General features: G+C 69.1%; 13 protein-coding genes. 1 reads left to right on the forward strand and 12 read right to left on the reverse strand.

Translation table 11 applies throughout. From position 1 onward, the window contains the following. Positions 1-12: 12 nt before the first annotated feature. The gene (locus tag KF689_05995) at positions 13-2,157 is read left to right on the forward strand and encodes a hypothetical protein (protein ID MBX3132921.1); all 2,145 of its coding nucleotides are present in this window, start codon (positions 13-15) and stop codon (positions 2,155-2,157) included. Here KF689_05995 and KF689_06000 read toward each other — a convergent pair. From KF689_06000 to KF689_06055, 12 genes are all read right to left on the reverse strand, one after another. Beyond that, complete coding sequence (locus tag KF689_06000; protein MBX3132922.1) at positions 2,135-2,524, reverse strand: Rid family detoxifying hydrolase; 390 nt, start codon at positions 2,522-2,524, stop codon at positions 2,135-2,137. The genes KF689_05995 and KF689_06000 overlap by 23 nt on opposite strands. 38 nt (positions 2,525-2,562) lie before the next feature. Beyond that, entirely contained in the window at positions 2,563-5,223 is a 2,661-nt protein-coding gene (gene ppdK / locus KF689_06005) for a pyruvate, phosphate dikinase (GenBank protein MBX3132923.1), read from the reverse strand. Between the two features lie 34 nt (positions 5,224-5,257). After that, positions 5,258-6,634 carry an amidophosphoribosyltransferase gene (locus tag KF689_06010; protein ID MBX3132924.1) on the reverse strand — a complete coding sequence of 459 codons (1,377 nt, stop codon included), beginning with the start codon at positions 6,632-6,634 and terminating at the stop codon, positions 5,258-5,260. A 1-nt stretch (position 6,635) separates the two neighbouring features. Then, complete coding sequence (gene purL / locus KF689_06015) at positions 6,636-8,849, reverse strand: phosphoribosylformylglycinamidine synthase subunit PurL (GenBank protein MBX3132925.1); 2,214 nt, start codon at positions 8,847-8,849, stop codon at positions 6,636-6,638. Positions 8,850-8,941: 92 nt separating this feature from the next. Next, complete coding sequence (locus KF689_06020) at positions 8,942-9,253, reverse strand: zf-TFIIB domain-containing protein (GenBank protein MBX3132926.1); 312 nt, start codon at positions 9,251-9,253, stop codon at positions 8,942-8,944. A 46-nt stretch (positions 9,254-9,299) separates the two neighbouring features. Further along, on the reverse strand, positions 9,300-9,992 hold the full coding sequence (gene purQ / locus KF689_06025) for a phosphoribosylformylglycinamidine synthase subunit PurQ (protein MBX3132927.1): 693 nt from the start codon (positions 9,990-9,992) through the stop codon (positions 9,300-9,302). Beyond that, positions 9,989-10,246: a phosphoribosylformylglycinamidine synthase subunit PurS gene (purS, locus tag KF689_06030; GenBank protein ID MBX3132928.1), complete on the reverse strand. Its 258-nt coding sequence runs from the start codon at positions 10,244-10,246 to the stop codon at positions 9,989-9,991. Before purS ends, purQ begins: the two co-directional genes overlap by 4 nt. Beyond that, positions 10,243-11,049: a CDP-diacylglycerol--serine O-phosphatidyltransferase gene (gene pssA / locus KF689_06035; protein ID MBX3132929.1), complete on the reverse strand. Its 807-nt coding sequence runs from the start codon at positions 11,047-11,049 to the stop codon at positions 10,243-10,245. Before pssA ends, purS begins: the two co-directional genes overlap by 4 nt. Continuing rightward, positions 11,046-11,243 carry a hypothetical protein gene (locus KF689_06040; GenBank protein ID MBX3132930.1) on the reverse strand — a complete coding sequence of 66 codons (198 nt, stop codon included), beginning with the start codon at positions 11,241-11,243 and terminating at the stop codon, positions 11,046-11,048. The genes pssA and KF689_06040 overlap by 4 nt, the downstream gene beginning before the upstream one ends. A gap of 4 nt (positions 11,244-11,247) precedes the next feature. Beyond that, complete coding sequence (locus tag KF689_06045; protein ID MBX3132931.1) at positions 11,248-12,180, reverse strand: phosphoribosylaminoimidazolesuccinocarboxamide synthase; 933 nt, start codon at positions 12,178-12,180, stop codon at positions 11,248-11,250. Next, entirely contained in the window at positions 12,177-13,610 is a 1,434-nt protein-coding gene (locus tag KF689_06050) for an adenylosuccinate lyase (protein ID MBX3132932.1), read from the reverse strand. Before KF689_06050 ends, KF689_06045 begins: the two co-directional genes overlap by 4 nt. Next, positions 13,607-15,025, reverse strand: coding sequence for a trypsin-like peptidase domain-containing protein (locus tag KF689_06055; protein MBX3132933.1), 1,419 nt, complete (start codon positions 15,023-15,025; stop codon positions 13,607-13,609). The genes KF689_06050 and KF689_06055 overlap by 4 nt, the downstream gene beginning before the upstream one ends. Positions 15,026-15,031 lie beyond the last annotated feature (6 nt).

Genomic DNA, 15,031 nt, shown 5'->3' on the forward strand with positions numbered 1-15,031 from the left:
AATATTCCCGCAATGACCCCGACCAAGCATTCGTGGCGCTTCTTCCGCGCCGGCGGCTCCGATCAAGTCTCGTTCGAGACCGCCGAGGACCTTCGCCATCTCCGCACGTTGGATCCGACGCTCTGGGTGGCGCTGGCCTGCCCGGTGAAGGGACTGGAGATCGACGAGCGCACGTTGGCGCTGATGGACACGGACGGCGACAAGCGCATCCGCGTGCCGGAAGTCTTGGAAGCGGTCGAGTGGACCTGTGCCCAACTCAAGGACCCCGCCGTGGTCTTGCAGGGCGGCGATCTCGCCATCGCGGCCATCAACGATGCGACGGAGGATGGCCGCCGCATCCTGGCCGCGGCCCGCGAGATCTTGGTCCACCTGGAGAAGCCGGAGCACGCGACAATCTCGGTGGACGATACGATGCAGCTCGCGCGTGTCTTCGCCCACACGACCTTCAATGGGGACGGCGTCGTCCCGATGGAGGTGGCTGCTGAAGGCGCGGACCGCGAGCTCGCCGAGGCCATCGTCGCGACGATGGGTGCCGTGAACGATCGCAGCGGCCGGCCTGGCTTCTCGCAGGAGACGCTGGACGGATTCGTCGCGGAGTGCGAGGCTTACGTGGGCTGGTGGGCGCAATCGGAAGCGGACGCGAAGACGCTGCTGCCCTTCGGTGACGGGACGGTGGCCGCCGTCGGTGCGCTGCAGGGCATCCGCGCCAAAGTCGACGACTACTTCGCGCGCTGCCGCGTGGCGGCATTCGACGACCGTGCCACCGCGGCGCTGAATCGCGATGCGGCCGAGTTCGCGGCGCTCGGTGCGCAGGCGCTGGGGCCGAAGGTCGAGGCGGCGGCAGAGTTTCCGCTCGCGCGGATCGAAGCCGGACGTCCGCTTCCGCTGGCCGACGGCGTCAACCCGGCGTGGGCGACCGCGATGCGGGCGTTCCGCGAGCTGGTCGTCACGCCGCTGCTCGGTGCGCGCGAGGCGCTCAGCGAAGCCGAGTGGGATACGCTCACGGCAACCGTCGCGCCGCACGTGGCTTGGTCGGCGAACAAGGCCGGCACGCGCGTCGAGCCCCTAGGCATCGCGCGCGTGCGGGCGCTGCTCGCCTCGCCGAGCCGGGCGAAGCTCTCGGCGTTGATCGCCGAGGATTTGAAGCTCGCCCCGGCAATGGACGCGATGGACAAGGTCGAGCGCTTGGCGCGCTATCACCGTGACCTCGCGCAGTTGCTCAACAACTTCGTGTCCTTCCGCGACTTCTACGGCCGCGAGCGCCCGGCCGTGTTCCAGGTGGGCACGCTGTACCTCGACGGCCGCCGCGCCGACCTCTGCGTGCGCGTGGACGACGCCGGCAAGCACGCCGCGCTGGCGGGACTCGCCAAGAGCTATCTGGCGTACTGCGACTGCTCGCGCCCGAACGGCGAGAAGATGACGATTGCCGCCGCCTTCACCGGCGGTGACTCCGACAACCTGATGGTCGGCCGCAACGGCGTCTTCTACGACCGCAAGGGGCGCGACTGGGACGCGACGATCACCAAGATCGTCGAGAACCCGATCAGCATCCAACAGGCGTTCTGGGCGCCGTACAAGAAGCTCGTGCGGCTCATCGAGGAGCAGGTGGCCAAGCGCGCCGCCGCGGGCGCAGCGGCCTCAGACGAGAAGGTGACAGCGGCGGCCACGACCGTGGGCACGCTCGACAGCCAGCAGCCCACGCCAGAGCCCGCCAAGAAGGTGGACGTCGGCACCGTCGCAGCACTGGGCGTGGCGTTCGGCGCGTTGGCGACGGCCTTTGCGGCAATCGCCGGCTACGCGACCAGGACGCTCACGCTCCCGTTCTGGCAGGTGATCCTGGTGCTGGCGGGCTTGGTCTTCCTGATCTCGCTGCCGTCGATGGCCATCGCGTGGCTCAAGCTGCGACAGCGCAACTTGGGTCCGATCCTCGATGCGAACGGATGGGCGGTGAACGGCCGCGTCAAGATGAACGTGCCGTTCGGCGCGACGCTCACGCGCGTCGGACACGTGCCGCTGGATGCCCAGAGCTCCTTTGCTGTGAAGTACCCGGAGCCGCCGACGGCGTTGCCCAAGTTGATCTTTGTGGTCATCGGGCTCGCTTTCCTCGTGAGCCTGCTGCGGCACTACGGCGTGTCTATCCCGCTCGGCGGGCCATAAGCTCGATCTCGACGCGGGCGCCGAGCGGCAGGCCGGCAGCGGCCACCGTCGTGCGAGCCGGATACGGGGCGGTGAAGCGCTGCTGGTACGCGGCGTTCATCGCCCCGAAGTCGTTCATATCGGTGAGGTACACGTTGCACTTGATCGCATCGGCCAAGGAGAGGCCGGCGGCGGCGAGGACCGCGGCGAGGTTGTCGAAGACGCGATGCGTCTGCGCCGTCACGTCGCCGTCAATGAGCTTACCGGTGGCGGGGTCGATCGGCGTCTGGCCGGAGCAGAAGAGCTCGTGGCCGCTCCAGATGGCCTGCGAGTACGGGCCGATGGCCTTGGGGGCGTCGGCGGCGGAGATTGGCTGGCGCTGCGTCACGGGTACTCTCGGGGGAGGGGTGGGGAGGCGCGCAGGAATCAGGCACCCACGGCTTGGGCCGCGGCCAGTCGCGCGATAGGCACGCGGTACGGCGAACAGCTTACGTAGTCGAGGCCCGCATCGTGGCAGAAGGACACCGACTTGGGTTCGCCGCCGTGCTCGCCGCAGATGCCGACCTTGAGGCCGGCACGAGATGAGCGCCCCTGCGCGGTCGCGAGCGAAATCAGCTGGCCCACGCCATCTACGTCGAGCACCTGGAACGGATCCTCGGGGTAGATGCCCTTCTCCACATAGTACGGCAGGAAGCGGCCGGCATCGTCTCGGCTGAGTCCGAGCGTGGTCTGCGTGAGGTCGTTGGTGCCGAAGGAGAAGAACTCGGCCTCCTTCGCAATCGCGGCAGCGGTCAGCGCGGCGCGCGGGAGTTCGATCATCGTGCCCACGAGGTAGGCCACGGTGACGCCGGTCTCCTGCCGCACCAGTTCGGCCATCCGGTCCACGAGCTTGCGTTGGTGCCGGAATTCCTCGACGGTGCTCACGAGCGGGATCATCACCTCGGGGTGCACGGCGATGCCGCGACGCTGGCAGGCGCTGGCCGCCTCGAAGATCGCGCGGGCCTGCATCTCGGTGATCTCGGGGTAGGTGATGCCGAGGCGGCACCCGCGATGGCCAAGCATCGGATTCGTCTCGCGCAGTCCCTCCACCACGCGCATCAACTCGCGGCGTGTGACCCCGACGCGGCGCGCGAGCAGCTTGGCCTCTTCGCCGCCGTGTGGAAGAAACTCGTGTAGCGGCGGGTCGAGCAGGCGGATGGTGACGGGGAAGCCTGCCATCGCCGTGAAGATGCCCTCGAAGTCCCCGCGCTGCATCGGCAGCAGCTTGGCCAGCGCGCGGCGTCGTCCGCCCTCGTCGTTGGAGACGATCATCTCGCGCATCGCGTGGATGCGGTCGCCGTCGAAGAACATATGCTCAGTGCGGCAGAGCCCGATGCCCTCGGCGCCGAACGCGCGCGCGACCTCGGCGTCCTTCGGTGTGTCGGCGTTGGTGCGCACACGCAAGCGGCGTCGCTCGTCGGCCCAGCCCAGCAACTCGGCGAAGCCCTGGTACACCGGCGAGTCCTCTGGGCGCATCGTACCGGCGTTCACCTGCATCACCTGCGAGGGCATCGTGGGCAGGTCGCCAAGGAACACCTCGCCGGTGGCGCCGTCGAGCGTAATCCAGTCGCCCTCGCTGACCTCGACTTCGCCGACGGTGAAGCGCCGCTGCGCCGCGTGCACGCGGATCGTGTCGCAGCCTACGACGGCGCACTTGCCCATCCCACGCGCGACGACTGCGGCGTGCGAGGTCATCCCGCCACGCGCCGTGAGCACGGCGCGGGCGGCGACGATGCCGTGGAAGTCCTCAGGCGTGGTCTCGTCGCGGACCAAGATGACGCTCTCGCCACGGCTACCACGCTCCTCCGCCACATCGGCGTCGAAGACCGCGATGCCACTGGCCGCGCCTGGCGACGCCGGCAGTCCCTTGCAGAGCGTCGTGTGTATGACGGACGAGTCGATCACGGGATGCAGCAACTGGTCGAGCTGGCGCGCGGGGACACGTTGCAGGGCCTCGGCCTTGGTGATCAGCCCTTCGTGCACGAGGTCGCGGGCGATGCGCACAGCCGCCGCGGCCGTGCGCTTGCCGGTGCGAGTCTGCAGCAGGTACAGCTTGCCACGTTCGACGGTGAACTCGAGGTCCTGCATATCGCGGAAGTGCGCCTCGATCAGCGCCTGCGTCCGCAGCAGGTCCTCGTAGGCCTTGGGCAAGCGCGTGGCCATCTGGTCGATGGGCTCTGGCGTGCGGATGCCGGCGACGACGTCTTCGCCCTGCGCGTTCACGAGGAACTCGCCGTAGAATCGCTTCTCGCCGGTGCTCGGGTCACGGGTGAAGGCCACGCCGGTGCCGGAGTCGTCGCCGAGATTGCCGAAGACCATCGCGACGATGTTGACGGCCGTGCCTGGCGCCTCGGCGATGTGGTTCACTCGCCGGTAGTCCACCGCCTTCTTGAGCGTCCACGAGCGCCACACGGCCTCGATGGCACCCCAGAGCTGCTCGCGCGGGTCTGCGGGAAACGCCTTGCCCGTGGCTGAGCGAATAAGCGCCTGATACTCCTGCACCAGCAGGACCAGCGCCTCGGCCGGCAGCTCGGCGTCGCTGCGCACGCCGCTGGTGAGCCGCTTGGCGGCCAGCAGGTGCTCGAAGTCGGCGAAGGGCACGCCGAGCACCACGTCGCCGTACATCTGGAGCAGTCTTCGGTAGGAGTCGTAGGCGAAGCGCGGCGAGCCGCTCTGGGCGGCCAGGCCACGCACCGTCTCGTCGTTCAGGCCGAGGTTGAGGATCGTCTCCATCATCCCAGGCATCGACACGCGCGCGCCTGAACGCACCGACACGAGCAAGGGGTTGGACGCATCGCCGAGGCGCCTGCCGGCCGCTTCCTCCAGCCGCGTGATTGCGCGCTCGACCTCGGCCGAGAGGCCGTCCGGCGCCTTGCCGTGCGCCAGGAAGTGGTCGCAGAGGTTGCAGGCGATGGTGAATCCGGGGGGCACCGGCACGCCCAGGTTCGTCATCTCGGCGAGATTCGCGCCCTTGCCGCCGAGCAGGTCGCGGTCCTCGCGCCCTGCCTCTGCCTTGCCGCTACCGAAGAAGAAGACTGCTTTGTCCACTACGAGCACTCCCCGCCGTGAGGCGGTGACGCCGCTACGCGCGCCGGAGCCTCACGGGTCCGACGCTGGGCGGCTGGGTGGGATACTGGCCCGAGAAGCACGCGTGGCAGAAGCCGTCGGGCCCTCCCGGAACCGCCCCGAGCATCCCCTCCAAGGAGAGGTAGCCTAGCGAGTCCACCCCGATCTGCCGCGCGATCTCTTCGGTACTGTGCTGGGCCGCGATGAGCTGGTCGCGGTCCGGTGTGTCGATGCCGTACCAGCAGGGTCCCGTGATCGGGGGAGACGAGACCCGCATATGCACTTCTGTGGCGCCCGCGCCGCGAATCAGCGCCACGAGCCCGCGTGTGGTGGTGCCACGGACGATCGAGTCGTCCACCATCACGACCTTCTTGCCCGCGAGGATCTCGCGGACCGGGTTGTACTTCACCTTCACCTTCGCATCGCGACCGGACTGCGTCGGTTGGATGAACGTGCGGCCCACGTAGTGGTTCCGGATCAGCGCCAATTCCAGCGGTAGCCCGCTGACCTCGGCGAAGCCCAGGGCCGCCGAGTTGGAGGAGTCCGGCACGCTGAAGACGAGGTCCGCGCCCGGGGCCGGATGCTCCGTAGCGAGCTGGCGACCCAGTGCGCGCCGCGCCCGGTCCACCGAGCCACCGAAGACGCTGGAGTCCGGCCGCGCGAAGTACACGTACTCGAACACGCAGCGGTGCAGCTTGGTGGCCGCGCCGCGCTCCAGCGAGCGCATCGTGCCGTCGGGCGCGATGGCGATGATCTCGCCGGGCTTCACCTCGCGCTCCACCGTGGCGCCGACGATGTCGAGTGCGCAGGTCTCGGAGGCGAACACGTACGCGCCATTGAGGCGTCCCATCACCAGCGGCCGCCAGCCGAGCGGGTCACGTGCGGCCACCAGCGTGTCGCCGATGATGATGAGCAGCGAGTACGCCCCTTCGACACCGCGCAGGGCTTCGGCCAGCTTCTCCTCCGGGCGCTCGGCCTTGGCCTTGGCCAAGCGATGCACGATGACCTCGGAGTCGGCCGAGGAGGAGAAGATGGAACCTTCGTCCTCGAGCTCGCCGCGGATGTCGAGCGCGTTGGTCAGGTTGCCATTGTGCGCGAGGGCGATGTGGCCGCCCTTGAAGCGCACGAGCGCCGGCTGCGCGTTCTCGATGCTGGACGAGCCCGCCGTGGAGTAGCGCGTATGGCCCATTGCGACCGGCCCCGCGAGCGTCGCCATCCGCTCGGACGAGAACTGGTCGGAGACCAGGCCCATCGCGCGGATCGCGCTGACCTCACCGTCGTGGACGGCGACGATGCCGGCGGACTCTTGGCCACGGTGCTGCAGGGAGTAGAGCCCGAGGTGCGTGAGTGCCGCGGCCTCGTGGTGCCCGCTGATGCCGAAGATGCCACACATCCTAGTGTCCCCCACCGGCCAACGCGGGGTCGGCAGTGACGGCTTCGGCGGCGGCGCGCTGCATCGCGCGCGGCAGGGCTTCGTGGTAGGCGTCGATCATCTTGGCGGTCGAGAGTGCAAGCGCTGCGCCGGCGTGCGCGATGCGCAGGCCGTCACCTGGGTCCGTCACCGTGCCGATGATGCGCGCGGGAACGCCGTGCCGTGCGGCCACGGCGAGGACGGCCTCCGCGCTGGCGGTGGAAACGACGATGCGTCCCTGGGCCTCGCCGAAGAGCAAGGCACGGGCAGGAATTGTCGGCCAGGCCGTGAGGTCCACCTTCGCTCCCATCGGGCGGTCGCGGTCGGCGACGCAGCATTCGGCGAGTGCGACGGCGAGGCCTCCTTCCGAGCAGTCGTGCGCGGAGTGCAGCAGCCCGCTGCGAATGCTCTCGAGGATGGCGTCGATCAGCTTCTTCTCGCCTTCAAGGTTCACCGCGGGTGGTGCACCGGCGACGACGCCGTGGATCCAGGCGAGATACTCCGAGCCGCCGAGCTCAGCGGTGTTCTCGCCCAGCAGGACGATGGCATCGCCAGCCTGCCGGAAGCGCATCGCGGTGGCGTGCGAGGCGTCGTCGAGCACGCCGACCATCCCGATCGTCGGGGTGGGGTACACCGCCCCCTGCGGGTTCTCGTTGTACAGCGAGACGTTGCCGCCGGTCACGGGCGTCTCGAGAGCGCGGCAGGCATCACCCATCCCGTACACGGCCTCGCGGAACTGGAAGAACACCTCGGGCTTCTTGGGATTGCCGAAGTTGAGGCAGTTGGTGATGGCGCGCGGCGTGGCGCCGACGCAGGCCACGTTGCGCGCGGCCTCGGCCACGGCGATGCGGCCGCCGACACGCGGATCGAGGAACACATAGCGGCCGTTGCAATCCGTCTTCACCGCCAGCGCCTTCTTGCTGCCGCGGATGCGCAGGACGGCGGCGTCGCCGTGGCCCGGGCCCATCACGGTGCTGGTGCGTACGGTGGAGTCGTACTGCCGGTGGATCCAGTGCTTGCTGGCGACCGTCGGCGCCTGCAGCAGGCGCTCCAGCGTCCAGGCGGGATCCTTCTCGCTGGGGAGTTCGGCGATGGCGTGCACGTCGCGGGTGCGGCGCGCGACGGCTTCGTCGCTCTCCTTCGCCTCGGGATGGTACTGCGGGCAGTCGGTGACGAGGCGCGTGCCAGGGAACTCCGCGACGACGCGGTCGCCCTCGGTGACGCGATACACCGGCTCGGCGATGACTTCGCCGATCACCTCGGCGGCGAGGTCCCACTTGGCGAGGATCTGCTTGACCTGTGCCTCGTGCCCCTTCTTGGCGACGACGAGCATCCGCTCCTGCGATTCCGAGAGCAGGGTCTCGTAGGGCGTCATCCCTTCTTCGCGCACCGGCACCTTGGTGGTGTCGATGGTCACGCCGACGTCGCCACGCTCGGCCATCTCGGCGCTGGAGCTGGTGAGGCCCGCGGCCCCCATATCCTGGATCGCGACGATGTGGCCGCTGCGGATGAGTTCGAGCGAGGCCTCGAGCAGCAGCTTCTCGGTGAACGGATCGCCGACCTGCACGCGCGGCCGCTTGGCTTCGTTCTCCTCGGAGAGATCCTCGGAGGCGAAGGACGCGCCGTGGATGCCGTCGCGACCGGTGCGGGCGCCGACGGCGATGATCGGGTTGCCGATGCCCTGCGCCTTGGCGGTGATGAGCTCCTCGACCTTCATCAGGCCGACGCACATCGCGTTGACCAGCGGGTTGCCCTCGTAGGCCGCGTCGAACATCACGTCGCCGGCCACCGTCGGGATGCCGACACAGTTGCCGTAGTCGCCGATGCCCTTGACCACGCCGCCGACGAGGTAGCGGACGCGGGGCGTCTCGAGCGAGCCGAAGCGCAGCGAGTTCAGCATCGCGATCGGCCGGGCGCCCATCGTGAACACGTCACGCAGGATGCCGCCCACGCCGGTGGCCGCTCCCTGGTAGGGCTCGACGGCCGAGGGGTGGTTGTGCGATTCGATTTTGAAGGCCACGGCGAGTCCGTCGCCGATGCCGATGACGCCGGCGTTCTCGCCGGGCCCCTGCAGGACCCACGGAGCCTGGGTGGGGAGCGTCTTGAGCACGGGGCGTGAGTGCTTGTAGGAGCAGTGCTCGCTCCACAGCGCGGAGATCACGCCAAGCTCGGTGAAGGTCGGCGTGCGGCCGAGCATCGCCTCGAGCTTCTCGTACTCGTAGGGCGTCAGCCCGTGCTCGGCGACGAGCGCGGGCGTGATGGCGGGATCGCCGGGGCGGGGAGTGGCGCTCACGAGCCGGGCAGTCCCTTGAGAAGGTCGCGGAGAAAACCGCCCATCGACGACTCCTTCACCTTGCCGATGAGTTCCAGCTCGCCGGCGTCGAGCCAGAGGCCCTTGCAGTCGGGGCAGACGTCCACGTGGACCTGCTTGAGCTCAGTCTCCTTGAGGTCGGCGCCGCACTTGGGGCACTTCATATAGTGCTTGCTGCGCTCGGCCGCCTTGCGCTCGGCGTCGAGCTTGGCGCGGTGGGCGGCGATGAGTTCCTGGTCCTTGAGGAGGAAGTACTCGTCCTCGTTGCGGCTGGGATTGAAGTCAGACATTTGTAGGGACGGATGACGGAAGACGGATGACGGAAGGAGCGCGAGGTTAGGCGTTCACGGCGGCGAGGAGGCTCTCGAAGAGCACCAGGCCGTCGGTGGAGCCGAGCAGGGGTTCGAGGGCGCGTTCGGGGTGAGGCATCATCCCGACGACGCTGCCGGAGGCGTTGCTGACGCCGGCGATGTTGTTCGTGGCGCCGTTGGGATTGGCGTCGGCGGTGGGCTCGCCCGCCGCGTTCACGTAGCGGAACACCACCTGCCCGTCGCCTTCGAGGCGAGCGATCGTCTCCGCATCGGCGGTGTAGCGGCCGTCGCCGTGGGCGATGGGCATCGTCAGGAGCTGGCCCTTGCGGGCCTTGCCCGTGAAGACCGTCTCGGTGTTCTCGACGCGCAGCGTCACCGGCATCGAACGGAACTGCAGCGAGGTGTTGCGCATCAGGCCGCCCGGCAGCAGACCCGCCTCGCAGGCGATCTGAAAGCCGTTGCAAATGCCGACCACCGGGCCGCCGCGCTTCGCGTGCGCCACGACTTCCTGCATTATCGGCGAGAAGCGCGCGATCGCGCCCGAGCGCAGGTAGTCGCCGTACGAGAAGCCGCCCGGCAGGATGATGACGTCGGCGCCCTGCAGGTCGTGGTCCTTGTGCCAGAGCATCACCGCCTGCTCGTGCAGGCGCTCGACAATGGCGAGCAGCGCGTCTTCGTCGCAGTTGGAGCCGGGGAAGGAGACGACGCCGACCTTCATCGGGCCGTCACCGCGGCGATCTCGTAATCTTCGGTCACCGGGTTGGCGAGCAGGCGGGTGCACATCTCGCGCACGGCCTGCTCCGCGGCGGCGGCGTCCTTCGCGGACGTCTCGATGACCAGGTGCCGGCCGACGTGCACGTCGCTCACCGCGGCGAAGCCGAGGGTGTGCAGTGCGTCGGTGACGGCCTTGCCCTGCGGATCGAGCAGGCCCTTGCGCGGGACGATATGGACGGTGACTCGGAACGACTTCACTTCGGGGATTCCTCTGCGAATGGCACGCCGTCCGCATCGAGCTCATCCGGCTCGTCGAAGGGCGAGGGGAGTTCGAGCACACCGCGCACGATCGCGAGGACAAGGCCGGTGAGCACGTAGAGCACGCCGAGGGGGAAGAAGAACTCCTTCGGCAGGAAGAACAGCGCGAAGATGCTGGAGACGAAGACGAGGATCGCGGCCGTGCCGTGGATGGTCCGGAAGGTGAAGCGCGGCCAGCCCGGGTAGGGCACGTTGGAGATCATCAGGAACGCGAGCCCGGCCATCAGGAAGCGCAGGATCGTCTCCCAGGGCCAGTTGCCGATGAAGGTCTCGTTGTAGAGCGAGGTCTGGCTGAACCAGTAGTAGGTGGCCAGCGTACCGCCGGCGGCGGGTGTCGGGAGGCCCTTGAAGTACGACTTGGCCTTGCCCGCCGACTCGACGTTGAACCGCGCCAGGCGCATCACCGCGCAGGCAGCGTAGAGAAAGACGAGGATCCAGTCCCAGCCGCCGTGGCGCAGCACGGCGAAGTACATCATCAGGGCCGGCGCGAGCCCGAACGAGATGGCGTCGACCAGCGAGTCGAGCTCCTCGCCGAAGGCCGAGCCGGTGTTGGTCGCGCGGGCGATGCGGCCGTCGAGCATATCGCAGAAGCCGCCGAAGACGATGTACCAGCCGGCCTGCACGTGCTGGCCGCGCGAGGCCGCGACGATCGCGAAGATACCGAAGAAGAGGTTCGCCAGCGTGAAGCCGTTCGGCAGCATCACCAACGACGGGCGTGGGAACCGGCGACGGGGGGCGGTCATCGGGACACTCCTGTGGCGGCGGCGACACTGCCACGCGGTTGGTTGACGTAGGCGACGCCGAGCGCGCCCAGCGTGACGGCGAAGGCAAGCAGCCACAGCGTCCACGAGCGGCGCAGCAGCGCCGTCGCGAAGCCCGCCCCGGCGACGGCCAGCAGCACCAGGACCAGCATCAAGGCGTCGCGAGAGAGTTGCACGCAGTCAGGGCAGCTGGGTGAGGTCGAGCGGCGCGCCGGTGAGGCGCTCGAAGGCTTCGAGGTAGCGACGGCTGGTCGCCGAGACGACCTCGTCCGGCAACGTCGGCGGCGGAGCCTCGCCGTTCCAGCGGCGGGCCGAGCGTTCCGCGGCGAGCCAGTCACGCAGCGGCTGCTTGTCGAAGCTCGGCGGCGCGCTGCCTTCCGCCCACTGCTCGGCCGGCCAGAAGCGCGAACTGTCGGGCGTGAGCACTTCGTCAATCAGCAGGATACGGCCGTCGGCAGCTCGCCCGAACTCGAACTTGGTATCAGCGATGATGATGCCGCGCGTGGCGGCAAGCTCGCGGCCCCGCGTGTATACGAGGCGCGCCAGCCGCTCGAGTTCGCTGGCGACGTCGGCGCCGAGTTGCTTGGCCATCCGAGTGACCGTGATGTTCTCGTCGTGGCCAGACTCGGCCTTCGTCGCCGGCGAGAAGATCGGTGGCTCGAAGCGCGCGCTCTCCTTGAGGTCGCTCGGCAGACGCTCGCCTGCCAGCGTGCCCGACTCGCGATACTCCTTGTAGGCCGACCCAGCGAGATAACCGCGCACCACGCACTCCACCGGAAACACATCGGTGCGCTCGCAGAGCATCGCGCGGCCGGCCAGCTCGTCGCGGTGCAGGGCGATGCCCGGGGCGCGCCGGACAATCTCCTCCACGTCGCAGGTGACGAGGTGGTTTTCCACCTCGCCGGCGAACTGCTGCAGCCACCAGGCCGTGAGCTGCGTCAGCACCGCGCCCTTGTACGGGACGAGTTCGCGCATCACGACGTCGAAGGCGCTGACCCGGTCGCTCGCGACGAGCAGCACGTGCTCGTCGCCCAGCGCATACACGTCGCGGACCTTGCCGCGCCGCACCAGCGGCAGAGGCAGGGAGGTCTGGCCGACGAGCAGTGACGTCATACGCGGATCTCGGCCTTCGCCGGCGCGGCTTCACCCGCGGCGACGAGGATCGGCTGCACCACTTCGGCGAGGAACTCCTCGACTTGCTGCGGCGCACGCCCGACGAAGCGTGTCGCGTCCGTGACGGCGGCCAGGTCCTCGCTCGGCACGGGGAAGGCGGGGTCCTTGGCCAGGCGCTCGAGCATATCGTTGGGCTTGCCCTCGTCCTTCATCGCGCGGGCGGCGGCGATGCTGTGCACGCGGATGACCTCGTGGACCGCCTGCCGATCGCCGCCGGCGTTCACGGCGCGCACGATCAGCGCTTCGGTTGCCATAAATGGCAGCTCCTCGGCGATGCGCGCCCGGATGCGCGCCGGATGCACCTCGAGCCCGCTCACGATGTTCTCGAGCAGGATGACGATGGCGTCCGTCGCGAGGAAGGCTTCGGGAATCGTGATGCGGCGGATCGCCGAGTCGTCGAGCGTGCGCTCGAAGTACTGCACGCTGTGCGTGTCGTTGGCCGTGCCGGCGATGCTGAGCACGAAGCGCGCGAGCGAGTTGATGCGCTCGGAGCGCATCGGGTTGCGCTTGTAGGCCATCGCCGAGGACCCGATCTGGTCCTTGCCGAAGGGCTCTTCGATCTCGCCGAAGCTCTGCAGCATCCGCAGGTCGCTGGCGAACTTCGCCGCGCTGGCGGCGATGCCGGCGAGCACGTCGAGTACCTGCTGGTCGAGCTTGCGCGAATACGTCTGGCCGCTGACCGGAATCGAGCCCGGGAAGCCCATCGCCTTGCAGACACGGGCGTCGAGCTCGCGCACCTTGGCGTGGTCACCACCGAAAAGCTCGAGGAAGCTGGCCTGCGTGCCGGTGGTGCCCTTCACGCCGCGCATCGGGATGCTGGCGAGCCGGTGGTCGAGATCGGCGAGGTCGAGCACCAGGTCCTGCAGCCAGAGCGTGGCGCGCTTGCCGACGGTGGTGAGCTGCGCCGGCTGCAGGTGCGTGTAGCCGAGTGCCGGCTCGTCCTTCCATTGCGCGGCGAAGCCGGCCAGCGCGCGGATGACCGAGACCAGGCGTCCGCGCAGCAACTCCAAGCCGCGCTTCATCTGGATGAGGTCGCCGTTGTCGGTGACGAAGCAGCTCGTGGCCCCGAGGTGGATGACGCCCTTCGCCGCGGGTGCCACGTCACCGAAGGCGTGGATGTGCGCCATCACGTCGTGCCGGAAGCGGGCCTCGTACTCGGCGACCTTGTTGAAGTCGATGTCGTCGAGGTGCGCGCGCATCTGCGTGACGGCGTCGGCGGGGATGGCCACGCCGAGGTCGCGCTCGGCCTCGGCCAGCGCAAGCCAGAGGCGGCGCCACAGCCCGTGGCGGGTCTGCAGGCTCCAGAGTTCCAGCATCGCCGGCGAGGCGTAGCGGTCAGCGAGCGGGGAGCGGTAGGTCGCGTGGCTCATCGGATGCGGAAGTCGGTCGAATAGATGGTGCCGTTGCGCTCGAAGAACATCCGGATCGGCCCACGGCCGATGTAGTACTCGAGCACGCGCGCGGCCTGCTGGGCATCCGTCACCGGCGTGCGGTTGACCTGGATGATCAAGTCCCCCGTGCGGATGCCGAGGTCCTGGGAGACGCGCTCCGTCACCTTCGCGACCATCGCGCCGCGTTCGGCGCGGAAGCCGCGTTCGGCGCGGATTGCCGCGGTCAGCGAGATGAGCTCGAGTTCGCGCAGCACGGCCACGCGCTCGGCCCCCACCTCCGGGAGGTCGCGCACGCGCACCGTGACGCGCTGGTCACGCGAACCTCGGCGCAGCGTCAGGTCCACGGTCTCGCCCACGCGCAGCTCGAGGAGCTCGGCTTCCCAGTCGTACGGATTGCGGATGGTGCGGTCGCGCGACTGGATGATGACGTCGCCGGCGCGCAGGTCGGCGTCAGCCGCGGGGCTTCCGGGGACGATGGTCTCGATGACCGCGCCCGAGTTGAGCGATCCGCGGGCGGCCGAGGCACCGGATTGCTGCACCTTCACGCCGATCCACGGGCGACGGACGCTCCCGTGGGCGAGGAGGTCCTCGGCCACGCGGCGTGCGCGGTCGATCGGGATGGCGAAGCCGAGCCCGATGCTGCCGCCCGAGGGCGTGTAGATCGAACTGTTGACGCCGACGACCTCGCCCATCGCATTGATCAACGGACCGCCCGAGTTCCCCGGGTTGATCGACGCGTCGGTCTGGATCATATCCACGTAGACGCCGGGGCCGTCGCCGCGTCCGGTGAGATTGCGGCCCACGCCGCTCACCACGCCGGCCGTCACCGACGGCTCCGAGTTACCGAGCAGGAAGCCATACGGGTTGCCGATGGCCACCACCCACTCGCCGATCAGCATCCCGCGGGAGCTGCCCAGCGGGGCCGTCGGGAGGCCCCTGGCATCGATGCGCAGGACGGCGAGGTCGTTGAGTTCGTCCTCGCCCACGACGGTGGCGGGGTGGGTGGTGCCGTCGCGCATCGCCACCTGCACACGCGAGGCGCCGCTGACGACGTGCGCGTTGGTGACGATGATGCCGTCTTCGCGCACGATGAAGCCGGAGCCGATGCCCGGGACCACCTGGTTGCCGGAGCGCACGCCGAAGAAGGCGTCGAACGGCGTCACCGCGGTGCGCTCGACGCGCTCCGTCTGGACGGTCACCACCGCTGGTGCGACGCGCGCGACGGCTTCGGTGATGGCCGTGCGCCGCGAAGTGTTGATGGCCTCCGGTGACGGATTCGGCGCCGGCAGCGCCGAAGAGCTCGGCGGGAGGCCCTGCGCGACCGAGGTCTCGGGCGAGGCGCCTTGGCAGGCGAGCGCGGCCGCGGCCAGGCCCGCCAGGGTAAGCAGTCGCATCGCGCG

It is taken from the genome of Gemmatimonadaceae bacterium (genome assembly GCA_019637355.1).
Classification (GTDB): Bacteria; Gemmatimonadota; Gemmatimonadetes; order Gemmatimonadales; family Gemmatimonadaceae; genus Pseudogemmatithrix.